The organism is Pseudomonas sp. LBUM1673 (assembly GCF_059695645.1).
Genome location: NZ_CP166780.1, coordinates 713883 through 736853 on the forward strand (window position 1 = coordinate 713883; position 22971 = coordinate 736853).

Genomic DNA, 22971 nt, shown 5'->3' on the forward strand with positions numbered 1-22971 from the left:
CGAGAATCATCGGCCGAGGTAAACCTCGATCACCCGCTCATTGTCCTGCACCTGTTCCAGCGACCCTTCGGCCAACACGCTGCCCTGATGCAACACGGTGACGTGGTCGGCGATCGAGCCGACGAAGCCCATGTCGTGTTCCACCACCATCAGCGAATGCTTGCCAGCCAAACGCTTGAACAGCTCGGCGGTGAATTCGGTTTCGGCATCGGTCATACCCGCTACGGGTTCGTCGAGCAGCAGCAGTTGCGGGTCTTGCATCAGCAGCATGCCGATTTCCAGAAACTGCTTCTGACCGTGGGACAACAAACCCGCCGGGCGATTGACCGAGGCGCTCAGGCGAATGGTTTCCAGAACTTCAGCGATGCGATCTTTCTGTTCGCCACTGAGACGAGCCCGCAGGCTGGCCCATACCGACTTGTCGGTCTTCTGCGCCAGCTCCAGGTTTTCGAACACGCTCAAGGCTTCGAACACCGTCGGCTTCTGGAATTTGCGGCCGATACCGGCCTGGGCGATCTGTACTTCACTCATCTGCGTCAGATCGAGGGTTTCACCGAACCAGGCCTTGCCGTGGCTTGGGCGAGTCTTGCCGGTAATCACGTCCATCAGCGTGGTCTTGCCTGCGCCATTGGGACCGATGATGCAACGCAATTCGCCGACGCCGATGTACAGGTTCAGATCGTTCAGCGCCTTGAATCCGTCGAAGCTGACGCTGATGTCTTCGAGCGTCAGGATAGTGCCGTGACGAGTGTTCAGGCCTGGGCCGACGCGTTGGCCCAGGCCAATGGCGTCGCGGCTGCTGCCGGCGTCCTTGTTGGGTTCCACGGGGAAAAAGGCCGGTTCGAGCATGAATTCAGCCGTTGCAGTCACTCTCATTGCTCACCCCTTTTCTTCAGCAACCCGATCACGCCCTTTGGCAGGTACAAAGTCACGACGATGAACAGCGCGCCGAGGAAGAACAGCCAGTATTCCGGAAACGCCACGGTGAACCAGCTCTTCATGCCGTTGACCACACCGGCGCCGAGCAGCGGACCGATCAGCGTGCCGCGTCCACCCAGCGCGACCCAAACGGCGGCTTCGATAGAGTTGGTCGGCGACATTTCACTCGGGTTGATGATCCCGACTTGCGGCACATACAACGCACCCGCCAAGCCACACAACACCGCGCTCAACACCCAGACAAACAACTTGAAACCGCGCGGGTCGTAGCCGCAGAACATCAAGCGGTTTTCCGCATCCCGCAGAGCGGTCAGCACCCGGCCGAACTTGCTCTGCGCCAACCGCCAACCGATGAACAGGCTCGCCACCAGCAACGCCACGGTGGCGAAGAACAGCACCGCACGCGTCCCCGGTTCGGTGATGCCGAAACCGAGAATGGTGCGGAAGTTGGTGAAGCCGTTGTTGCCGCCAAACCCGGTTTCGTTGCGGAAAAACAGCAGCATTCCAGCGAAGGTCAGGGCCTGGGTCATGATCGAGAAATACACGCCCTTGATCCGCGAGCGGAAAGCGAAGAAACCGAACACCAGCGCCAGCAATCCCGGCGCCAATACCACTAGGCACATGGCCCAGAGGAAGCTGCTGGTACCGGTCCAGTACCACGGCAGTTCGGTCCACGACAGAAAAGTCATGAACGCCGGCAAGCCATCGCCCGAGGCCTGGCGCATCAGGTACATGCCCATGGCGTAACCGCCGAGGGCGAAGAACAGACCGTGGCCCAGCGACAACAGGCCGGCGTAACCCCAGACCAGATCCAGGGCCAGGGCGACGATGGCGTAGCAAAGAATCTTGCCCACTAGCGTCAGCGTGTAAGCCGAGACGTGGAACGTGCTGTCCGGCGACAACAGCGACAGCAACGGCAACGCCAGCAACAGCACGAGAATCACCGCGCCGACAGCGATGGTGACCTTGGGGCCGGCCTTTTGGCTGGCCGTGAGCATCAGGGGCTGGTTCATCAGTCGATCACCCGTCCTTTCAGTGCGAAGAGGCCTTGCGGACGTTTCTGGATGAACAGAATGATCAGCGCGAGGATCAGGATCTTGCCCAGCACCGCACCGATCTGCGGTTCGAGAATTTTGTTGGCGATGCCTAAGCCGAACGCGGCCAGCACACTGCCAGCCAATTGACCGACACCGCCGAGCACCACCACCAGGAACGAGTCGATGATGTAGCTCTGGCCGAGGTCCGGGCCGACGTTGCCGATCTGGCTCAGCGCCACGCCACCGAGGCCAGCAATGCCGGAGCCGAGGCCGAAGGCGAGCATGTCGACGCGCCCGGTGGGTACGCCGCAGCAGGCGGCCATGTTGCGGTTTTGAGTAACGGCACGCACGTTCAGACCCAAGCGGGTCTTGTTCAGCAGCAGCCAGGTCAGCACCACCACAAACAAGGCAAACGCGATGATCACGATGCGGTTGTAAGGCAACACCAGATTCGGCAGCACCTGAATCCCGCCCGACAACCACGCCGGGTTGGCCACTTCGACGTTCTGCGCACCGAACATCAGGCGCACCAACTGGATCAGCATCAGGCTGATGCCCCAGGTGGCGAGCAGGGTTTCCAGCGGACGACCGTAGAGATGACGAATCACCGTGCGTTCCAGCGCCATGCCGATGGCGGCGGTGACGAAAAACGCTACCGGCAGGGCAATCAGTGGATAGAACTCGATGGCTTGTGGCGCGAAGCGCTGGAACATCAGCTGCACCACGTAAGTCGAGTAAGCGCCGAGCATCAGCATCTCGCCATGGGCCATGTTGATCACGCCGAGCAGGCCGAAGGTGATTGCCAAACCGAGGGCCGCCAGCAGCAGGATCGAACCCAAAGACATGCCGCTGAAGGCCTGGCCGAGCACCTCGCCGATCAGCAGTTTGCGTTTGACTTGGGCCAGGCTGGTTTCGGCGGCGGTGCGCACGCTGGCGTCGGCTTCGATGCCGGGTTCGAGCAAACCTTCGAGGCGAGTGCGGGCCAGCGGGTCGCCGGTTTCGCCGAGCAAGCGCACGGCGGCGAGGCGCACGGCCGGGTCGGTGTCCACCAGTTGCAGATTGGCCAGCGCCAGGCTCAGGGCGGCGTGAACGGTTTCGTCTTTTTCGCCAGCCAGTTGCTGGTCGAGGAATTTCAACTGCGCGGGCTTGGCGCTTTTCTGCAATTGCTGCGCGGCGGCCAGACGGGTTTTGGCGTCGGCGGCGAGCAATTGGTGGCTGGCGAGCGCGGTGTCGATCAGACCCCGCAGGCGGTTATTCAAGCGCAGGGTTTTGGGCTCGCCATCGATGGTCAATTCGCCTTGTTGCAGGGCGTTGATCAGTTCGATACGAGCCGGATCGGGCTGCGCGGCCCAGTCTTGCAGAAGTTTTGCTTGTTGCACGGGATTTGCTGCGACGAAGTCTTCGGCGTCGCCGGCGTGGGTGGCCATCGGCAATAGCAAGGCGATGGCGAGGATCAAGCGGTAAAAAACAGTGGGCATGTCAGTGTCCTTGCGCGGACTTAATGTGGGAGCAGACCATGTGGCGAGGGGGCTTGTCGGAACGCCGCATCGCCCCGTTCGGCTGCGAAGCAGTCGTAAAACCGATGCGCGCGGTGTACCTGATACACCGCAGTTGCAGGTCTTGGGGCCGCTTCGCAACCCAACGGGGGCAAGCCCCCTCGCCACAAAATCTCGCTCCCACAGGAGTTGTGTCGGGCTCGAGCTCCATGCTCAAGCCCCAGTGACTCAGTTGCTCTTCACCGCATACTCCGGCTTCTTGTCGTTGCCCGGGATGAACGGGCTCCACGGCTGGGCGCGGATCGGCCCTTCGGTTTGCCATACCACGTTGAACTGACCGTCGGCCTGGATCTCGCCGATCATCACCGGCTTGTGCAGGTGGTGGTTGGTCTTGTCCATGGTCAGGGTGTAGCCGGACGGCGCGGCGAAGGTCTGGCCGGCCAGGGCTTCGCGGACTTTGTTGACGTCGGTGGACTTGGCTTTCTCCGCCGCTTGCGCCCACATATGGATACCGACATAGGTGGCTTCCATCGGGTCGTTGGTCACCGCTTTGTCGGCGCCCGGCAGGTTGTGTTTCTTGGCGTAGGCTTTCCAGTCGGCCACGAATTTCTTGTTCTGCGGGTTCTCGACGGACTCGAAGTAGTTCCACGCCGCGAGGTTGCCCACCAGCGGTTTGGTGTCGATGCCGCGCAGCTCTTCTTCGCCCACGGAGAACGCCACGACCGGCACGTCGGTGGCTTTCAGGCCCTGGTTGGCCAGCTCTTTATAGAACGGCACGTTGGAGTCGCCGTTGACGGTGGAGATGACCGCAGTCTTGCCACCGGCGGAGAATTTTTTGATGTTGGCCACGATGGTTTGATAGTCGCTGTGGCCAAACGGGGTGTAGATCTCTTCGATGTCTTTATCCGCCACACCTTTGGAGTGCAGGAACGAGCGCAGAATCTTGTTGGTGGTGCGTGGGTAAACGTAGTCGGTGCCGAGCAGGAAGTAGCGCTTGGCGCTGCCACCTTCTTCGCTCATCAGGTATTCCACCGCCGGAATTGCCTGCTGGTTGGGCGCAGCGCCGGTGTAGAACACGTTCGGTGACATCTCTTCGCCTTCGTACTGCACCGGGTAGAACAGCAGACCGTTGAGCTCTTCGAACACCGGCAACACCGATTTACGCGACACCGACGTCCAGCAACCGAACACCACGGCAACCTTGTCCTGAGTCAGCAACTGCCGGCCCTTTTCCGCGAACAGTGGCCAGTTCGACGCCGGGTCGACCACCACCGGTTCCAGCATCTTGCCGTTCACGCCGCCCTTGGCGTTGATTTCGTCGATGGTCATCAGCGCCATGTCTTTGAGCGAGGTTTCGGAGATCGCCATGGTGCCGGACAACGAATGCAGAATACCGACCTTGATGGTCTCGGCGGCCTGGACAGTCCAGGCCATGCCCATCGCGGCGATGCTTGCCGATAGTGTGAAAGCCTTGATCAAACTGCGACGCTTCATTGTGCGATCTCCATGAACGTTAAAGTTTTTTATGGTTGGCAGATGCGGACGGCTGAAGGGTCTTTAGCAAGGGCTGTGCCCGGTCGGGGAAGGGCAAGCAAATGTCGTATTAGAGCGGTTGCGCGGGTTTGGCGGCGCACCATGAAAGACCGCGTTTGGCGCACTGGTGCGAAGAGGTGCGCCACATTGGGGCGCGGATATTGTCTCGCACTGTAGGAGCGAAGCTTGCTCGCGAAGACGGTGTGTCAGTCACAGGGATATTGGATGTGCTGCCGTCATCGCGGGCAAGCCCGCTCCCACAAGGGGAGCGGGCATATACAAAATCTGTGTACGACACAAATCCTGTGGGAGCGGGCTTGCCCGCGAAAGCGGTGTGTCAGTCACAGTGATGTTGGATGTGCCGCCGCCATCGCGAGCAGGCTCGCTCCCACAAGGGGAGCGGGCATATACAAAATCTGTGTACGACACAAATCCTGTGGGAGCGAGCCTGCTCGCGATGAACGATAACGCGGTCTACGCCGGGTCGACGTTATCCAGCGCCCGGTTCACCGCCAAATCTGCCAGCATGATGACCTGTTGAATCGCCAATGCCGTGTGGCGCTGCGGGCCGATCAGATTGTTGGCGAAATCGCTGGTCAGGACACTCGCTGAGGCCAACGATTCGTAGGCATAGGCCAGCAGGCTTTCGGTGTCGGCATCCGGGGCGACCATGAACAGGGTGCTGGGGCGACGGGGTTTTTCGGTGTATTGATCCGGGGGATCGGGTACGGATTTCTTATTCATAGAGGGCCTTTGATCAATTGGAGCCCCCCACTTGTCGTTTCTCACGCGACGAAGGGGTGGCAGCTATGTGCGGAGTGAGAAACCGGTCAGAGCCCCAAACCCGGCCGGACCGAAGTCCGCCCGCACACAGCCGCCATAGAACATCGCAGGCAGCGGATAAGCTGGCGGCAATTATGGTGGTACTGGTGTTGGATTAACAGGGTTTACCGGGTTCTCACACCCGATCGCTGAGTTTTCAGCGACAGCCCAAGACTAGAGGGCTCGCGTCCGACGAACAACCTGAAAAAGGCGTGGGAAAGTTCCATGTTTTGACACATCCGTTAAACATTCAAAAGCGGAACGCGGAGCGTCCCTGGCGGCATTCCCACGCGGGAGCGTGGGAACGATCATCCGGGTATGCGGGGTCGCAAATCCCTGTGGGAGCGAGCCTGCTCGCGATAGCGGTTTGTCAGGCGCGGTGATGTTGGATGTGCCGCCGCCATCGCGAGCAGGCTCGCTCCCACAGGTTCGGTGGTGTGTCAGCGACGGCGCATCAGGCCGATGAAGAACAACCCGCCGATGGCGGCGGTGGCGACGCCGATGGGCAAGTCTTCCGGGGCAATCAGGGTGCGTGCGGCCACGTCGACCCAGACGAGGAACAGGCTGCCCAACAACACGCACACCGGCAGCAAGCGCCGGTGTTCAGCCCCGACCAACCGCCGCGCAATGTGGGGCACCATCAACCCGACAAAACCAATCGAGCCGCTGATGGACACCAACACCCCGGTCATCAACGAGGCAATCAAAAACACCCGCAACCGAACGGTACGAGCATTGAGGCCGAGGGTCACGGCCGTCTGTTCACCGGCCATTAACGCATTCAACGGACGGGCCATGCCCAACAACAACACCAACCCGAACAACACACTGGCGGCTGGCACCGCGAGCAATTCCCAGCGTGCCAACCCGAGGCCGCCGAGCATCCAGAACATCACCGCCGAACTGGCGCGGTGATCACCGAGAAACAACAGCAAATTGGCGATCGCCATCATCACGAACGACACCGCCACGCCGCACAGCAGCAGTCGATCACTGTCCAGCCGACCGTTGCGGTTGGCGATCATCAGCACGATCAACATGCTCAGCAGCGCGCCGATAAACGCCGCGATGGGCAAGGTCAGCAGGCCGACGATCTCACCGACATGCAGCACCACAATCACTGCGCCGAGGGTCGCGCCGGAGGTCACGCCCAACAAGTGTGGATCCGCCAGCGGATTGCGCGTCACCGCTTGCAGCACCGCGCCAATCAGTGCCAGGCCGGCGCCCACCAACGCGCCGAGCAACATACGCGGTACACGGATCAGCCAGACGATGTGTTCCTGGCCGGCAGACCAGTGCGGAACACCGAAACCAAAAATCTTGTGCAGCAATATTCGCCACACCACCTCCACCGGCACCCGCGCCGGGCCAAAGCCCAGCGACACCACACACGACGCCAGCAACAGCGCGCCGAGGGCGATCAGCAACAAGGCATAGCGACGGTCGATCATTCGCCGTGGAAACCCTTGGCCAGGGTTTCGACCGCCAGCACGTTATCGATCCCGGGCGTGGCCTGCACGTACGGAATGACGATGAAGCGCTGATTCTTGATCGCGTCCACCGATTGCAGGGCCTGGTTGTTCAGCAGGAATTGCTCCTTCTGCTCAGCGGTGACTTCGCCATAGTCGACGATCACGATCACCTGCGGATTGCGCTCGACCACGTTCTCCCAATTCACCCGCGTCCAGCTCGCCTCGACGTCGTCGAGAATATTGCGCCCGCCGGCAGCGTCGATCAGCGCCTGAGGCATGCCGAGTCGCCCGGAAGTCATGGCCCGGTCCTCACCGCTGTCGTAGAGAAACACGCGAGGCTTGTCCGCCGGCAGATCCTTGCGAACCTTGGCGACTTGCGCCTGCATCTGGGCGATCACGGCGTTGGCGCGGTCCTGCACGTCGAAGATTTTCCCGAGGTTGCGCAGGTCGTTGTAGGTGTCTTCCAGGCTGGCGGGCGGGCGCTTCATGACAAAGGCGCAGGACTCGGTGAGTTCGTAGACGTTGATGCCCAGCGGTTGCAGGGTTTGCGGCGTGAGATCACCACCCACGCGCATGCCGTAATCCCAACCGGCGAAGAAGAAATCGACGTTGGCGTTGAGCAGGGTTTCCACCGACGGGTACTTGGCCGCCAGCTCCGGCAAACCGTCGAGGATGGTCTGCATCTCGGGCGTCACCGATTTCCAGCCGGTCACGCCGCTGTAACCGGCCATCCTGGGCTTGAGGCCGAGGGCGAGCATCATCTGGGTCATGTTGATGTCGTGGCTGACCGCGTGTTTCGGCGCTGCCTTGAAGGTGACTTCGCGGTTGCAGCTCTGAATCGTCAGCGGGTAATGCGTGGCGTCGGCAACCACCTGGGCGCTGCCCAGCAGTAAAGCAATGGTGAAGCTGGAGCGCAGCAGGGAAAGCAACGTCATGGTTGGGTTATCCAGGTGATTCGTGGGTAGCCGTGCAAGGGGTGGTCATCGATCAGGGCGTCGACGCCGAACACGTTGTGCAGAAGGTGCGCGGTCAGGACTTCTTTGGGAGTGCCGCTGGCAACGATGCGACCGTGATGGATCACGTACAACCGATCGCAGAAGGCCGCTGCCAGATTGAGGTCGTGGATGCTCGCCAGTGTGCCGATTTTCAGGCGTTTGACCAGCTGCAACAGCTCCAGCTGATAGCGCGGGTCGAGGTGATTGGTTGGTTCGTCGAGAATCAGCAATTGCGGTTGCTGGGCCAAGGCGCGGGCCAGGATCACCCGCTGCTTTTCACCGCCGGACAGGGTGGCGAAGGCGTGGTCTTCGAAGCCCTTGAGGCCGACCGATTCCAGGGCGTGGGTCGCGAGGTTTCGGTCCTCGATAGTGTCGCCATCAAACAGGCCTTTGTGTGGCGTGCGGCCCATGGCAACCACCTCTTCGACAGTCAGGCCGAAGGCGTCGGGGAATTCCTGCAACACCACCGCAATGCGTTGCGCGCACCAGCGTGAGGACTGCTTCCACACATTGTGATGGTCGAGCTTTACCTCTCCGTGTTCCGGTTTGCTGAAGCGATAGGCGCACCGCAGCAGGCTGGTCTTGCCGCTGCCGTTGGGGCCGATCAACCCGACGAACTCGCCAAAGGCCACATGCAAGGATGCGTCACGCAGCTGGAACTGGTGATGGCAGTGGCCGTGGCCCAGGGGTGTCCAGGCGAGGTTCGTGAGGTTCAGCGAGGTCATGCATTTCTCTTGAGGTTTTCAGTGCGGCTGATGACGCCTTCGCGGGCAAGCCTCGCTCCTACAGGTTTGGAGTGTGCCGCGAAACGCCGCATGACCTGTAGGAGCGAGGCTTGCCCGCGAAGAGGCCCTATGCTTCAGAGATAAGCGCCAGAAGTCTATAGATCCCTCTAAAACGCGCATCTCGTCTGCTTCATGATGAAGCTGAAGTGGATTCAGTTTGCCGGCCCAAGCGCGACAGTAGCACCCAATCCAATACCCACACGACCACCAGCGAAACCCCCACCAACGGAAATAGCACCGCCAGCCCGAACATGATGACCATCGCGGTTTTCCATTTCGGCAGATCGTGACGCAACGGCGGTACACCGAACTTGCCCTGTGGCCGGCGCTTCCACCAGATCACCACACCGCTGACGGCGCTGAGCAAAATCATCAGGCAGATCAGCAGCACGATGATCTGATTGAGCAGGCCGAACATCTTGCCTTCGTGCAGCATCACGCCGACTTCCGTGGCCCGGGCGACGTTGCTGTAATGCTGCCAGCGCACGTCGGCGAGGACGTCGCCGGTGTACTGGTCGACATGCAGGGTGGCGTCGTTACGCGGGTCGTCGGCGAACACCGCGATGGTGAACACGCCGGTGGCTGTGGTGGGGAAGGTGATGCTGTAGCCGGGCTCGACCTTGCGCTGCACGGCGATGTTTTGCACGTCTTGCAGGCTGATGGTCGGTGCCGCCGGGCCGGCTTGCGTGCTGGCGTGGGCCATGTGTTCGGCGTGGTCGCCGGACATCGGCATCGGCGTGTTTTCCATGGCCCATGGCACGGTCTGGCGCGTGGCGCTGTTGAGGCTGCGGGCCTCGACGTCGGACTTCGGCACGTCATTCCACATGGCTACCGGGAAGCGGTTCCAGAGGTCGGCGTATTGCTTGCCCCAGAACCCGGTCCAGGTCATGCCGCTGAGTAGCATCACCAGTAGCCATGCGGCGCCCCAGAACCCGGTTACCGCGTGCAGGTCACGCCAGAGCACTCGACCACGACTGTTCAAGCGTGGCCAGAGAATCCCGGCGGACTGTCCGCGCGGCCACCACAAAAATACCCCGGAGACCACCAGCACGACGCCCCAACCGGCGGCCAGCTCGATCAGTCGATCACCGACGGTGCCGATCATCAACTCGCCGTGAATCGCTCGCGCCACCGCTTGCAGGTTCTTCTTGGCATCCTGCTCGCCAAGGATGTCGCCGTGGTACGGATCGATGAACACGTTCAGTTCATGACCTTCATTGATGACGACAAATTGCGCACTGCGTTCGGCGTTGACCGGCGGCAGGTACTGTTTGATCTGACCTTGTGGATACGCCTCTTTCACCCGCTTGAGCAGGTCATCGGCCGGAACGCTGTGGTGAGCGGCCGGGACGTTCAGCAGGCTGCCATACATCAACGGATCGAGTTGCGGCTTGAACAGGTAGATGATGCCGGTCAGGGCCAGCATCACCATGAATGGCGCGACGAACAGGCCGGCATAGAAATGCCAGCGCCAGGCCAGGTTGTAGAAATTCGGTTTGGGCTGTTTCATCAGGAACGCTCCGCTAGGCTTGGATCTTTTAGTTGTTTGTTGCGGTTGCTGCGCAACCGATCGCGAGCAGGCTCGCTCCCACAGGTTCAACACCGTCCATGTGGGAGCGAGCCTGCTCGCGATGCTTTTAGAAGCTCATATCAACCTTGGTCCAGAGCGTGCGCCCCGGTTCGTTGATGGCTTGCGGATCATTGGCCGGGAAGCCGAAACCGGCGTTGCCCGCCAGGTTCAAATGTTCGGCGTAAGCCTTGCCGAACAAATTGTCGACGCCACTGCTGACCTTCCAGTTTTTGTTGATCCGATACGCGCCATTGAGCGCGAACACGCCGAACCCAGAGCTCGTGTCGAAGTCTTTGCCGACCACGTTGCCCTTGTTCTGGTCGATGCGGTTTTGCGCCGCAACCACCCGCCACAAGGCGCCGGCGCTCCAGTTGTCTTCGCTGTAGGTCAGGCCGAAACGCGCATCCAGCGGCGGCATCTGCGGCAGGGCGCTGCCGTCGCTGCCGTTCTTGCCCCAGGCGTAGGCCAGGGTCGCATCGGCTTTCCAGTGGGCAGTCAGTTTGTAGGCCGCACCGAGTTCGCCGCCCATGATTCGCGCGTCGATGTTTTCGGCTTGCGAGGTCATGCCCATCATCCCCGGCGTGTAGTTGAACAGGATGTAGTCGCGCACTTGGCCGACGTAACCCGAGACCCAGGCTTCGAGGTCTTCGGTCTTGTATTGCAGGCCGAAGTCGAGCTGGGTGGTTTTCTCCGGTTTGATTGAGTCGAAGGCATTCACCGAGCCTGCGGGGCCTGCGTTGGGCGAAAACAGCTCCCAGTAATCCGGGAAACGCTGGGCATGACCGAGGCCTGCATACAAGGTGGTCGGGCTGTCGGCCAGGTCATGCTCGTAACGGACGAAACCGCTGGGCAAGGTGTCGGCGCGGGTGTCGTCGGCCGTCGGGTTTGGGCGGGCCATCATCCCGGAGCCGATGGTCTGCCGATAATCCTTGGCCGACGCGCGATCCAGTCGTGCACCGGTGATCAGCCGATCACGGTCGGCGGCGTACCAGGTCAGTTCGCTGAACACGCCGTAGTTGTGGAAGTCGGCGTCCTTGTTGCGTGGCACATCCTTGTAGGCGTCGACGCCCATGGCGCTGCGTTGGCGGTGTTCGTTGGTTTGCGCATCCAGGCCACTGATCAGTTGCACATCGGCCCAGCGCCAAGTGGCTTTGATCCGCGCGCCGAGGGTCCGGCGGTCGACGTTGGAGCCCATGGGGCCGGCCATCATCCCAGTGCCGGACGGCGTGCGCAGGGTGTAGTTGTCCATCACATGGTCGGCGTAGTTGTAGTAGACCTGCGCCTCGACCTTATCCAGCACCTCACCGATGTTCGACTGCTCGAAACGCAGACCCAGGCTTTCGCGCAGGAACTGCGAACCGTCCATGCCACGCCCGGCGGAACGGGCTTCGCCGTCGCCCTTTCCGGCGGTCAGTTCCAGCAGGGTGTCGGCGCTCGGGGTCCAGCCGACAGCGACGTCGCCGTTCCACTTGTCATAGCGCGAGGGCACGGTGTCGTTGTTGCCGTCCTTGTAGTCGTCGGAATGCACGGTGTTGCCGATCACTCGCACGTAACCCCGCGGCCCGCCGGCAGCGGCGTCCACTACTTTGTCGAAGCGCCCGTTGGAACCGGCCAGCACGCTGGCGTTCACCCGGGTGCCGAGTTCGCCGAAGCTTTCCGGCTCCCGGTCGAACAGGATGGTGCCGGCCGATGCGCCGGGGCCCCAGAGCACGGTTTGCGGGCCTTTGATGACGGTGAGTTTGTCGTAGGTTTGCGGTGATATATATGAGGTCGGCGCGTCCATGCGGCCGGGGCAGGCGCCGAGCATCATGCTACCGTTGGTGAGGATATTGAGTCGCGAGCCGAACATGCCGCGCAGTACCGGATCGCCGTCAGTGCCGCCGTTGCGTACCAGCGCGAAGCCGGGGATGGTTTTCAGATAATCGCCACCGTCGCTGGCCGACATCGGTTGGCGCGAGTCCTTGGGGTTGGTGACGATGGTCAGCGGCGAACTCGGCGCGATGGCGGTGATCACCGTCGGGGTCAGTTCTTCGGTGTGGCCGGCGTGTTCATCGGCCAGCACCATCGGTGTCAGCAATAAGCCGCAAAGGGCGGCGGTGGCATGCCTGAAACGAACGCGAGGTTCGTTCAGGGCAAAAGAAGCCTGGGCAGCACCCAAACGTGTGTCAGCAGAAAACCTGGACATGACAATTTCCATCGAACAGTCGTAAACGACACGGCCGGCAGCCGACGCAATCCCTGTGGGAACGAGCTTGTGTGGCGAGGGGGCTTGTCGGAACGCCGCATCGCCCCGTTCGGCTGCGTAGCAGTCGTAAAACGTTGCACGCGGTGTACCTGATACACGGCGATTGCAGGTTTTGGGGCCGCTTCGCGACCCAACGGGGCAAGTCCTCTCACCACACAAGCTCGCTCTCACAGGTTGCTTTGGCTGTCTTGCGGACCGTGTGAGCGCGCGGGTGGGTGTTTACGCGACGATGGGCGGGGCGCGGGTGCGGGCACCGGGGAAGAAGGTTTGCCGGGCGTGGCCCAGGCGGGTGGCGGGCGTGGTGAAGGTGGTTGTCTGGGGACTGCCGAAGGCGACGAAGGACTGACCGCCAGTGAGCGCCGGGCAATTGAACAGCAGGCTGCAATAGCCGCATTTTTCCCAGAGTGCGTGATGGTCTGCTTTGGGCGGGCAGTACCCGGCGGCGGGTTGTGCGCCGTGGTCGGCGTGCTCCATCGCCGAGTCCGTGCTCATGTCCATCGACATGTCCATCGACATGTTCATGGACATGCTTGTAGCCATGTTTGTAGAAACAGCCGCGCGCGAATCCATCGGCATCGACTGAGAAATCAGCGGGCCGATAAAGATCATCAGCATGGCGAACAGGCTGATCCAGCTGCCGCGGGTCAGGCTCAATGACTGACGGCGGGGCTCGGATGATCTGGCGCTAAGCGGACGCATGGGCGTATTCAGCTTGGACGATTACTGGGCGTGCATGTGCTCTTGCATGCCGTCCGGCGCCTTTTTCTGCACCGTGATATCGACTGTCACATCGCCGGACTTCTCGAAGTGCATCGTCAGCGGGAAGCGCTTGCCATCGCTCAACAGGCTGCGGTCTTTCAATTCCAGCAGCATCACGTGATAGGCCATCGGTGCGAAGGTGACTTCGCCGCCAGCCGGAATCTCGACGCTGGGCACTTGCTGCATTTTCATCAGATCGTTTTGCTTAACGTGCTCGTGCAATTCAGCCTTGCCGGAAATCGGCGAGTCGACGCTCAGCAGTCGGTCGGCAGTTTTGCCGCTGTTGTGAATCACGAAATACGCCGCGACGGTTGGCGCATTGGGCGGCAGCTCTTGCGACCATGGATGGGCGATCTCAAGCTCGCCAGCCTTGTATTCATGGGTATTGGCAAAACAGGCAGGCAGCAGCAATACAGCCAGAACGATGAGTTTGTTCAACATGGCAGTTCTCCAGAACGATTCAAAACGCAGGTCAATTGCGAGAAGGAATCACACCAGAGGGGACGCGCGGGGGTTGAGACTGGGCCATTGCTGACGCGGTGTTAGTGTGTCGAGGGTGGCGGGCGGCAGGCTGCGATTGGCGTCGAAACGCGCGAAATACAACTGTGGAGCATGCCCCGGCAACGCCACCAATGGTGCGGAGCCCGAACAGCACCAGCAATGCTGCATGTTGGAATGTTCGTCGTTCTGTGGGGCTTTCTGCTCGATATCGCCCAGGGAAATCGCCACCAGCTTCGTACCGCTGGAAGAGCAGAAGCTGCCCCATAGCAATTGTTCGGCAGGCGATTTCGCTGTCTGCGCCATCGCTCCGGACATCGGCATGGCGAGCATGTTGAACAGCACTGCAAAGCAGGCGATCCAGGCAAATGCGAGCCGTTGTCGGGACATGGGACAGATCCGGTTGAGTGGGCGATCAGGCGCGGCTATTTAGCCTGATCAGGGGCGATAAGTAAAAAGACTGCGTGCGGTGTGGTGTCGCAGTAAAACTGCTGATTTGCAGCTGTCAGTGTGCAGGTACGGCATGTACTTGCATATCTACCCCTAGCGTAGCTCGAATAACCGCGAATATTGCGGCGAGGTTATCCATGCTTGGGTTGCCCTTGGCAGATAGCATTCGATGGAGACTTTTGCTGGGTTTTGCCGTTTCCTTCGCCAGTTCTTCGAAGCCGACGGTAGCGTTGACGAGGTCGCGCAATATGATCCTGGCCATTTCCGGCTCACCATTGAGAAACAAAGTAGCAGCCTCATCCAGTAATGCCTGCGCGAACTCAGGATCACGCTTGGCACGTTCGGCAATGGTGTGTTTGTAGCTTCGGGTGAGAGCCATGAAGTTACCTCCGGTTCCGTTCAGCTTTTTTTCGAGTTCGAAATTCGGCTATTAGTGTTTTTGCCTGTTTTATGTCGGTTTTTTGAGTGGACTTATCGCCACCGCCGAACAGGATGATCAGGCGCTTTCCCTCTTGCACCAAATAGATTCTATAGCCAGGTCCCCAATTGATTCGGTATTCACCGAGGCCGTCGAACCACTTGATGTTGGAGGTTGTTGCCCAATTCCAATCGAACCATAGCGTTGGATACCTTGAGAGCTGCCTGTGGGCTCAAGGTTGAGAACCAACGTCCGAACGGGCTTGTTTCGTTTTCTTGCAAGTATTCTTCGAGTGTGATCACAGGCGGCCTTGAAGGTAACAAATAGGTTACTGTTCATGCAAGCCAATGATCCTGCCTTACGGAGTGAAGGTCGCCAATGCAACAAGTGTTTCTTCAAGCGTCAGAAACTCCCGCTCAACCCCCGGCAACACCGGCCGCTTCAACACCAGCACCGGCACTCCACGTTCCCGTGCCACTTCCAGTTTCGGTTCGGTGGCGGTGCTGCCGCTGTTCTTGCTGATCAGCACGTCGATCTGCCGACGTTCGAACAATTCACGTTCATCCTCGATCAGAAACGGCCCACGCGCGCCGATCACTTCGCAGCGTTCGTTGCCCGGATAAACGTCCAGCGCACGCAATGTCCAGAATTGCTCCGGCGGGATTTCGTGCAGGTGCTGCAGCGGTTCGCGACCGAGGGTGAACAGCGGTCGGCGGAAGGGTTTAAGCGCTTCGATCAGTTCGGCCCAGTCGCTGACTTCGCGCCAGTCATCCCCGGCTTGTGGTTGCCAGGCCGGACGCCGTAAAGCCCAGCACGCAATGCCGCTCAACTTCGCGGCGGTGGCGGCGTTCTGGCTGATTTGCGCCGCGTAGGGGTGGGTCGCATCCAGCAGCAGGTCAATGCCTTCGTCCCGAATGAATTGCGCCAGACCTTCAGCGCCGCCATAGCCGCCAACCCGAACCTGGCAGTTCAGATCCGTCGGCACGCGACCGACGCCGGCCAGGCTGTAGATGTGTTCCGGCCCCAAGGTCCGGGCGATGGCCAACGCTTCAGTCACACCGCCAAGCAGTAACACGCGCTTCATTGAAAAACTCCCGCATGGCCGACGATCCCGCCCTGGCGATCGATGGCGAATACTTCGACCTGAACCTGCGCCGGCACCACGCTACGGGCAAAGTCCAGAGCGTGCTGGCACACCGCATCGCCAAGAGCGATCCCGGCGGCGCTGGCCATGGCCAACGCCTGCTGACTGGTATTGGCGTCGCGGATCGCCTGTTGCAACCCCTCATCCGCGCCGACCGCCGCCGCCCATTCGGCCAGTTGCGGCAGGTCGATGCTTGAATGCCGACTGTGCAAATCCATGTGCCCGGCCGCCAGTTTGCTGATTTTGCCGAAGCCGCCGCAAAGGCTGAGTTTATCCACAGGCACTTTGCGCAGGTGCTTGAGCACTGCGCCGACGAAGTCGCCCATTTCGATCAGGGCGATTTCCGGCAAGTCGTAGACGCGGCGCATGGTGTCTTCGCTGGCATTGCCGGTGCACGCGGCGATGTGCAGGTAACCGTTGGTTTTGGCGACGTCGATGCCCTGGTGGATCGAGGCGATGTAGGCGGCGCAGGAAAACGGCCGGACGATGCCGCTGGTGCCGAGGATCGACAAGCCGCCGAGAATCCCCAGCCGTGGGTTCATGGTTTTCAGCGCCAGGGCTTCGCCGTCCTCGACGTTCACCGTGACCTCGAAGCCGCCCTGGTAATCCAGCTCCTCGGCCAGCAGCGTCAGGTGCTCGCAGATCATTTTGCGCGGCACCGGGTTGATCGCCGGTTCGCCGACGTTAAGCACCAGCCCGGGCCGGGTGACGGTGCCCACGCCACGGCCGGCACTGAAGCGAATACCCGGCTCACTGTGCAAGCGCACCTGGGAAAAGAGCAGGGCACCGTGGGTCACGTCCGGGTCGTCACCGGCGTCCTTGATCGTCCCGGCTTCGGCGCCGTCGTCCATCAGCCGACAGAACTCCAGGCGCATTTGCACCCGTTTGCCTTTGGGCAGAATGATCTCGACGGCGTCCGCTTCGACGCCACTGAGCAGCAGGCGTGCTGCTGCTAGGCTGGTGGCGGTGGCGCAGCTGCCGGTGGTCAGGCCGCTGCGCAGTGGTGCGGGTTGTTCGGCGGTTTCGTCACGCATCGAGGGGTTTCGTCACGTCCAGCAAGGTAATCGGCAGCGCCTGACGCCAGGTGTCGAACTCGCCCAACGGTTGCGCCTGAGCGACGTGAATGCGGGTCAGTTCACCGCCATGCCGTTCGCGCCAGGCCATCAGCGTCACTTCGCTTTGCAGGGTGACGGCATTGGCGATCAGTCTGCCGCCGGGTTTGAGTTGCACCCAGCAAGTGTCGAGCACGCCCTCGCGGGTGATGCCACCGCCGATGAAAATCGCGTCCGGACGTTCCAGCCCATTTAAGGCTTGCGGTGCCTTGCCGCGAATCAATTGCAGACCGGGGACGCCCAAGGCATCGCGGTTGTGTTCGATCAACAACTGCCGCCCTTCATCCGCTTCGATGGCCAGCGCCCGGCAACTCGGGTGAGCGCGCATCCATTCGATGCCGATCGAACCGCTGCCAGCGCCGACATCCCACAGCAGTTCGCCGGGGACCGGGGCGAGGCGTGCAAGGGTGATGGCGCGTACGTCGCGCTTGGTCAATTGGCCGTCATGCTTGAAGGCAGAGTCTGGCAACCCGGCGAGGCGGGACAGGCGTGGGGTGTTCGGTTCAGCGATGCATTCGATGGCGATCAGGTTCAGGTCGGCGATCACCGGCTCGCTCCAATCGTTGGCGACACCCTCGATGCGTCGTTCAGCTTCGCTGCCCAAGTGCTCCAGCACGGTGAGGCGACTCGGCCCGAAACCGCTCTCACGCAGCAACGCCGCGATGGCCGCCGGACTCTGGCCGTCGTTGCTCAACACCAGCAAGCGCACACCACTGAACACATGGGCGTTGAGCGCGGCGACAGGGCGGGCGACCACCGACAGGGTCACCACATCCTGCAACGGCCAGCCCAGGCGAGCGGCCGCCAGTGACACGGAAGACGGGGCAGGCAGGATCAGCATTTCCGCGCCGGGCAGTTGCCGCGCCAGGCTGGCGCCGACGCCAAAGAACATCGGATCGCCGCTGGCCAGCACACAAACCGGCTCGCCACGCAGTGCCAGCAATGGTTCAAGGGAAAACGGACTTGGCCACAATTGCCGCTCGCCGCGAATGCACACCGGCAACAGATCCAGTTGCCGCTGACCGCCAATGATCCGCGAAGCGCCCAGCAGGGCGTGACGGGCGTTTTTGCCCAGGCCCTTGAAGCCGTCTTCACCGATACCTACTACTGTCAGCCAGGGTGACATCTGCCGTCCTCAAAAAAAGTCCTCAAACGGACTGTTCCGACGGGCAGGCTTTTCATGCCGTCGGACAAAGCAGGCATAATACCGCGCCTTCGCCCGCGAAGCGCCTTTCCCACACAGCCGGTCGCCCCTTTGAACGAACGCCCGATGTCCACCGCCTTACGCCCCTCGGCCTGCCCGGGGTTGCTGCGTATCGTCCCGGCACTGGATGGCGGCATCTGTCGGATCAAATTGAACGGCGGCTCGATCAGCGCCGCCCAGGCTGAAGCGGTGGCCAGTGCGGCCGAACGGTTTGCCGGGGGCGTGATAGAGGCGACCAACCGCGCCAACCTGCAGATTCGCGGAATTGGCAGCGAACAGACGGCACTGATTGGCAGCCTGCTCGCCGCAGGATTGGGCCCGCGTACCGCAGCGGGCGACGATGTGCGCAATCTGATGCTCAGCCCGGCCGCGGGGATTGATCGGCACATGCTTTTCGACACGCGTGCGCTGGCGGAACAGATCCTCACCAGCCTGCAAAGCCATGAGCGCTTTCACGAACTCAGCGCCAAGTTTGCCGTGCAGCTCGATGGCGGCGAAGCGTTGGCGATGCTCGAACACCCCCATGATCTGTGGTTGTCCGCTGCTGAGCGAGATGGCGAGCGGTTGCTGGCGTTCGGCCTGGCGGGTTGCCCCACAGACAGGCCCGCAGGCGCGGTGTCACTTGAGCAAGGGCACGCGCTGGTGGTTGCGGTGCTGGAGTTGTTTCTTGATTTGGCACGTCCCGATCAAACGCGGATGCGTCATTTGCTGGCCGAATACCCGCTCGCAGAACTTCTCGCTCGCCTGGCCGAACGTGTGCCCTTGAAGTGGATCACCGATTGGCAGCGTTCGTTGGCCCCGGACGCTCTGCACATCGGCGCTCATTCACAGGCGCAAGCCGAATACGTTTATGTCGGTGCCGTACCTCCTTTGGGACGGCTCGACCCCACCACGCTCAGAGGTGCGGCGCAATTGGCGGACGAGTTCGGCGACGGGAGTCTGCGTTTCACTCCATGGCAGAGTCTGTTGCTGCCCAATGTTCGAAAACAGCAGGCGCCCGACGTTATTCGGCGTCTGGAACAACTGGGCCTGCTGTGTGAGGCCGATCAGCCCTTGTCACGGTTGATCGCCTGCACCGGTTCCAGCGGCTGCGGCAAAGGCCTGGCCGATACCAAAAGCGACGCCGTGCAATTGGCCGCGCTGTTGCAACGTCACGATCACACGGTGCATGTGTCCGGTTGCCAGCGTTCCTGCGCCGCCGCCCATGTGGCGCCGGTCACGTTACTGGCCGTCGCCCCCGGTCATTACGATCTCTATTTTCGCGATGCGGGGCAGCCGGGTTTCGGCGCCCTGCACGCATGCAACCTTACTATTGAAGCGGTCGCAGCCTTGCTCGACGCCCGCTCACGGAGTTCCCTTGATGCTTGATTACATCCGCGACGGTCAGGAGATCTATCGCAACTCCTTCGCGATCATTCGTGCCGAGGCCAACCTTGCGCGCATTCCGGCCGATCTGGAGAAACTCGCGGTGCGGGTGATCCACGCCTGCGGCATGGTCGAGGCTATCGACGGTCTGCAATTCTCCGAAGGCGCAGGCAAGGCCGGGCGTGATGCGTTAGCCGCTGGCGCGCCGATTCTGTGCGACGCACGGATGGTCAGCGAAGGCGTGACCCGCGCGCGTTTGCCCGCCAACAATCCGGTGATTTGCACCCTGCGCGATGACAGCGTCCCGGAGCTTGCCCGCGAGTTGGGCAATACCCGTTCCGCCGCCGCGCTGGAACTGTGGCGCCCGCACCTGGAAGGCAGCGTGGTGGTGATCGGCAATGCGCCGACCGCACTGTTTTATCTGCTGGAAATGCTCGACGCCGGCGCGCCGAAACCAGCGCTGATCCTCGGCTTCCCGGTGGGCTTCGTCGGCGCCGCCGAATCCAAGGCGATGCTCGCGGCAGACAGCCGTGGTGTGCCTTTCGTCATCATGCAAGGCCGGCTGGGCGGTAGTGCCATGGCCGCCGCCGCCGTCAACGCCCTCGCCACGGAGATCGAATGATGCAGCAACCTGGACGTTTGATTGGCCTGGGCGTCGGCCCCGGTGATCCGGAACTGATTACCGTCAAAGCCTTGCGCCTTCTGCGCGAATCGCCGGTGGTGGCGTACTTCGTCGCCAAGGGTAAGAAGGGCAACGCCTTCGGCATCATCGAAGCGCATCTGCAGGACGCACAAACCCTGTTGCCGCTGGTTTACCCGGTGACCACCGAAGCGCTGCCGGCGCCGTTGTCGTACGAACAAGTGATCAGCGATTTCTATGACGCCGCCGGCGAACAACTCGCCGCGCATCTAGACGCTGGCCGTGACGTGGCGGTGATCTGCGAAGGCGATCCGTTCTTCTACGGCTCCTACATGTACCTGCACGATCGTCTGGCCGAGCGTTATGAAGCCGAAGTGGTGCCGGGTGTCTGCTCGATGCTCGGCGGTGCGTCGGTACTCGGTGCACCGCTGGTGTATCGCAATCAGAGCCTGTCGGTGTTGTCGGGTGTGCTGCCCCACGAAGACCTCAAGCGGCGACTGGCCGATGCCGATGCGGCGGTGATCATGAAACTGGGGCGCAACTTCCCCAAGGTCCGTCAGGTGCTCGAAGAGCTGGGTCTGGCGGGGCGTGCGCTGTACGTCGAGCGCGCGACCATGGCCAATCAGAAAATCGTGCCGCTGGATCAGGTCGAGCCGATGTCTTCGCCGTATTTCTCGTTGATCATCGTTCCCGGTGAAAGGTGGCAAGGCTGATGGCCCATTGCGCTCCAGCGATTGTCATTCTCGGCAATGGCAGCCTCGCCACCGCACGCAAGATTGCGCAGCTATACCCCGGCGCACTGATCCATGGATTGGCCGAACGGGTGGAAGGCGCGGACCGTGTCTATCACGAGTTCGGCGCGACCCTGCGCGAGCTGTATCAACAGGACACGCCGATCATCGCCCTCTGCGCGGCGGGGATTGTGATTCGTACCCTGGCGCCGTTGCTGCTGGAAAAAGGTGCCGAGCCGCCGGTTCTGGCGGTGGCTGAAGACGGCAGTGCGGTGGTGCCGCTGCTTGGCGGCCTCGGCGGGGTGAATGGCATGGCGCGGGAGATCGCTGCCGGGTTGCAGGTCGCTGCGGCGATCACCACCAGTGGTGAATTGCGCTTTGGCACCTGCCTGCTCAATCCGCCCAGCGGTTATGCCTTGGGCGATCTGGAGCTGGGCAAGCGTTTCGTCTCCGACCTGCTCGCCGGGCACAGCGTGCGTATCGAAGGGGGGGCGCCGTGGCTGGATCAGGCGCAACTGCCGGAAGATCCGCAGGCGCAGCGTTCGATCCATGTCGGCAGTGCCGAGCGTGAGGCGAGCGCCAACGAACTGCTGATTTATCCGCGCAGCGTCGCGGTGGCGGTGAGTGCCGAAGTGGCGGATCTACCGAACAGGGTTCGCGCGGCATTGCAGCAGGCGAAAGTGGCAGTGCAAGCGTTGGCGTGCCTGGTGGCGGCTGATGATTTGATAGCCAGTGCGGCATTGCGTGAAGCGGCGCTGGAGCTCGGTGTGCCACTGCGCTTCGTTGCGGCGGCAGCCGATGGCGGTGAGTTGGCGCGCAGCGCGGTGCCTGATGCAACGATCATTGCGGTGGCGCAGTGCCTGGCCATCGCCGTCGCCGCACAGCCATTGGACGTGACACAGATCGGCCGCCCGCGCGGGCGTCTGGCGGTGATCGGTCTCGGACCGGGCGCGGCCGAACTGATGGTGCCTGCCGTGAAGTCCGAACTGGCGCGGGCCACCGACGTTCTGGGTTACGAAACCTACGTGCGCATGGCCGGTCCCTTCCGCTCCGATCAGGTACTGCATTGCACTGACAACCGCGAAGAAATGCAGCGTGCCCGCCACGCCTTTGAACTGGCGGCGCAAGGTCGTTCGGTGATCGTGGTGTCGTCCGGCGACCCGGGTGTGTTCGCCATGGCGGCAGCGGTGCTTGAGGCGTTGCACGAGTCGAGCGATCCGGCCTGGCACAACGTCGATCTGGAGATACTGCCGGGCGTGTCCGCCTCACTGGCCACTGCGGCTCAGGCCGGTGCGCCGTTGGGCCATGATTTTTGCGTGATGTCGCTGTCGGACAACCTCAAGCCGTGGTCGATCATCGAGAAGCGTCTGGATCTGGCTGCGCAAGCGGATCTGGCGCTGGCGTTCTACAACCCGATCTCCCGCGCCCGTCCCTGGCAACTGGGACGCGCACTGGAAATCGTCGCGCAGCACCGCACCCCTGAAACGCCGGTGGTGCTCGGACGGGATATCGGCCGGCCAGGCCAGACCCTGCGTACCACCACGCTGGGTGCGTTGACCCCGGATCAGGTGGACATGCGCACCATGGTGCTGATCGGCTCGTCCACCACCTGCACCTTCCCCCGCGCCGGGGGCGGCGAATGGGTATACACGCCACGCTGGTACGGAGAAAAGCCTGTTTCCTGACAGCGTTTCTTTTCGCCGCAGAGGGGAGTTGTAAGCAACTTCGATTATTTGTGAGCTTTAGTTAACACTGT

At 61.7% G+C, this 22971-nt stretch carries 20 protein-coding genes and 2 pseudogenes; 4 read left to right on the forward strand and 18 right to left on the reverse strand.

Annotation, left to right across the window (positions count from 1 at the left end; genetic code table 11):
• Window positions 1-6: 6 nt before the first annotated feature.
• The 18 genes and pseudogenes from urtD to cbiE all read right to left on the reverse strand — a co-directional run bounded on the left by urtD (window position 7) and on the right by cbiE (window position 18401).
• A complete protein-coding gene (gene urtD, locus ACA044_RS03185) occupies window positions 7-876 on the reverse strand; it encodes an urea ABC transporter ATP-binding protein UrtD (RefSeq protein WP_497445122.1) in 870 nt (289 codons plus the stop codon).
• Window positions 873-1952, reverse strand: coding sequence for an urea ABC transporter permease subunit UrtC (urtC, locus tag ACA044_RS03190; RefSeq protein WP_497445123.1), 1080 nt, complete (start codon window positions 1950-1952; stop codon window positions 873-875). Before urtC ends, urtD begins: the two co-directional genes overlap by 4 nt.
• The gene (gene urtB / locus ACA044_RS03195) at window positions 1952-3454 is read right to left on the reverse strand and encodes an urea ABC transporter permease subunit UrtB (RefSeq protein WP_497445124.1); all 1503 of its coding nucleotides are present in this window, start codon (window positions 3452-3454) and stop codon (window positions 1952-1954) included. The genes urtC and urtB overlap by 1 nt, the downstream gene beginning before the upstream one ends.
• 246 nt (window positions 3455-3700) lie before the next feature.
• Window positions 3701-4966: an urea ABC transporter substrate-binding protein gene (gene urtA / locus ACA044_RS03200; RefSeq protein WP_497445125.1), complete on the reverse strand. Its 1266-nt coding sequence runs from the start codon at window positions 4964-4966 to the stop codon at window positions 3701-3703.
• A 513-nt stretch (window positions 4967-5479) separates the two neighbouring features.
• Window positions 5480-5728 (reverse strand): annotated as a pseudogene (locus tag ACA044_RS03205) (DUF6124 family protein); the annotation flags it as partial.
• A 539-nt stretch (window positions 5729-6267) separates the two neighbouring features.
• Window positions 6268-7278 carry a FecCD family ABC transporter permease gene (locus ACA044_RS03210; RefSeq protein WP_497445126.1) on the reverse strand — a complete coding sequence of 337 codons (1011 nt, stop codon included), beginning with the start codon at window positions 7276-7278 and terminating at the stop codon, window positions 6268-6270.
• On the reverse strand, window positions 7275-8234 hold the full coding sequence (locus ACA044_RS03215) for an ABC transporter substrate-binding protein (RefSeq protein ID WP_497445127.1): 960 nt from the start codon (window positions 8232-8234) through the stop codon (window positions 7275-7277). Before ACA044_RS03215 ends, ACA044_RS03210 begins: the two co-directional genes overlap by 4 nt.
• A complete protein-coding gene (locus ACA044_RS03220; protein ID WP_497445128.1) occupies window positions 8231-9019 on the reverse strand; it encodes an ABC transporter ATP-binding protein in 789 nt (262 codons plus the stop codon). The genes ACA044_RS03215 and ACA044_RS03220 overlap by 4 nt, the downstream gene beginning before the upstream one ends.
• 190 nt (window positions 9020-9209) lie before the next feature.
• Window positions 9210-10589 (reverse strand): PepSY-associated TM helix domain-containing protein, encoded by a 1380-nt coding sequence (locus ACA044_RS03225; protein ID WP_497445129.1) that lies wholly within the window; start codon window positions 10587-10589, stop codon window positions 9210-9212.
• A gap of 127 nt (window positions 10590-10716) precedes the next feature.
• Window positions 10717-12834: a TonB-dependent copper receptor gene (locus tag ACA044_RS03230; protein WP_497445130.1), complete on the reverse strand. Its 2118-nt coding sequence runs from the start codon at window positions 12832-12834 to the stop codon at window positions 10717-10719.
• A 279-nt stretch (window positions 12835-13113) separates the two neighbouring features.
• Window positions 13114-13593, reverse strand: coding sequence for a DUF2946 domain-containing protein (locus tag ACA044_RS03235; protein WP_497445131.1), 480 nt, complete (start codon window positions 13591-13593; stop codon window positions 13114-13116).
• 21 nt (window positions 13594-13614) lie between these two features.
• Window positions 13615-14094 (reverse strand): copper chaperone PCu(A)C, encoded by a 480-nt coding sequence (locus ACA044_RS03240; RefSeq protein ID WP_497445132.1) that lies wholly within the window; start codon window positions 14092-14094, stop codon window positions 13615-13617.
• Between the two features lie 48 nt (window positions 14095-14142).
• Window positions 14143-14541, reverse strand: a complete 399-nt coding sequence (locus ACA044_RS03245) for a DUF2946 domain-containing protein (protein ID WP_497445133.1) — start codon at window positions 14539-14541, stop codon at window positions 14143-14145.
• 115 nt (window positions 14542-14656) lie between these two features.
• Window positions 14657-14980 carry a helix-turn-helix domain-containing transcriptional regulator gene (locus tag ACA044_RS03250; protein ID WP_030128266.1) on the reverse strand — a complete coding sequence of 108 codons (324 nt, stop codon included), beginning with the start codon at window positions 14978-14980 and terminating at the stop codon, window positions 14657-14659.
• 4 nt (window positions 14981-14984) lie between these two features.
• Window positions 14985-15321: pseudogene (locus tag ACA044_RS03255) on the reverse strand (type II toxin-antitoxin system RelE/ParE family toxin).
• A 56-nt stretch (window positions 15322-15377) separates the two neighbouring features.
• The gene (locus tag ACA044_RS03260) at window positions 15378-16103 is read right to left on the reverse strand and encodes a cobalt-precorrin-6A reductase (protein ID WP_497445134.1); all 726 of its coding nucleotides are present in this window, start codon (window positions 16101-16103) and stop codon (window positions 15378-15380) included.
• Window positions 16100-17197 (reverse strand): cobalt-precorrin-5B (C(1))-methyltransferase, encoded by a 1098-nt coding sequence (locus ACA044_RS03265; protein ID WP_497445135.1) that lies wholly within the window; start codon window positions 17195-17197, stop codon window positions 16100-16102. Before ACA044_RS03265 ends, ACA044_RS03260 begins: the two co-directional genes overlap by 4 nt.
• Window positions 17190-18401, reverse strand: a complete 1212-nt coding sequence (cbiE, locus tag ACA044_RS03270) for a precorrin-6y C5,15-methyltransferase (decarboxylating) subunit CbiE (protein ID WP_497445136.1) — start codon at window positions 18399-18401, stop codon at window positions 17190-17192. Before cbiE ends, ACA044_RS03265 begins: the two co-directional genes overlap by 8 nt.
• Window positions 18402-18545: 144 nt before the next feature.
• Between cbiE and cobG the strand changes: the two genes are divergently transcribed.
• From cobG to cobJ, 4 genes are read left to right on the forward strand one after another with little or no spacing between them, the layout of a single operon-like run.
• Complete coding sequence (cobG, locus tag ACA044_RS03275) at window positions 18546-19847, forward strand: precorrin-3B synthase (protein WP_497445137.1); 1302 nt, start codon at window positions 18546-18548, stop codon at window positions 19845-19847.
• Window positions 19840-20466 (forward strand): precorrin-8X methylmutase, encoded by a 627-nt coding sequence (locus tag ACA044_RS03280; RefSeq protein WP_007937188.1) that lies wholly within the window; start codon window positions 19840-19842, stop codon window positions 20464-20466. The genes cobG and ACA044_RS03280 overlap by 8 nt, the downstream gene beginning before the upstream one ends.
• The gene (locus tag ACA044_RS03285; RefSeq protein WP_497447156.1) at window positions 20466-21197 is read left to right on the forward strand and encodes a precorrin-2 C(20)-methyltransferase; all 732 of its coding nucleotides are present in this window, start codon (window positions 20466-20468) and stop codon (window positions 21195-21197) included. Before ACA044_RS03280 ends, ACA044_RS03285 begins: the two co-directional genes overlap by 1 nt.
• Window positions 21197-22900, forward strand: a complete 1704-nt coding sequence (cobJ, locus tag ACA044_RS03290; RefSeq protein WP_497445138.1) for a precorrin-3B C(17)-methyltransferase — start codon at window positions 21197-21199, stop codon at window positions 22898-22900. The genes ACA044_RS03285 and cobJ overlap by 1 nt, the downstream gene beginning before the upstream one ends.
• Window positions 22901-22971: the final 71 nt, after the last annotated feature.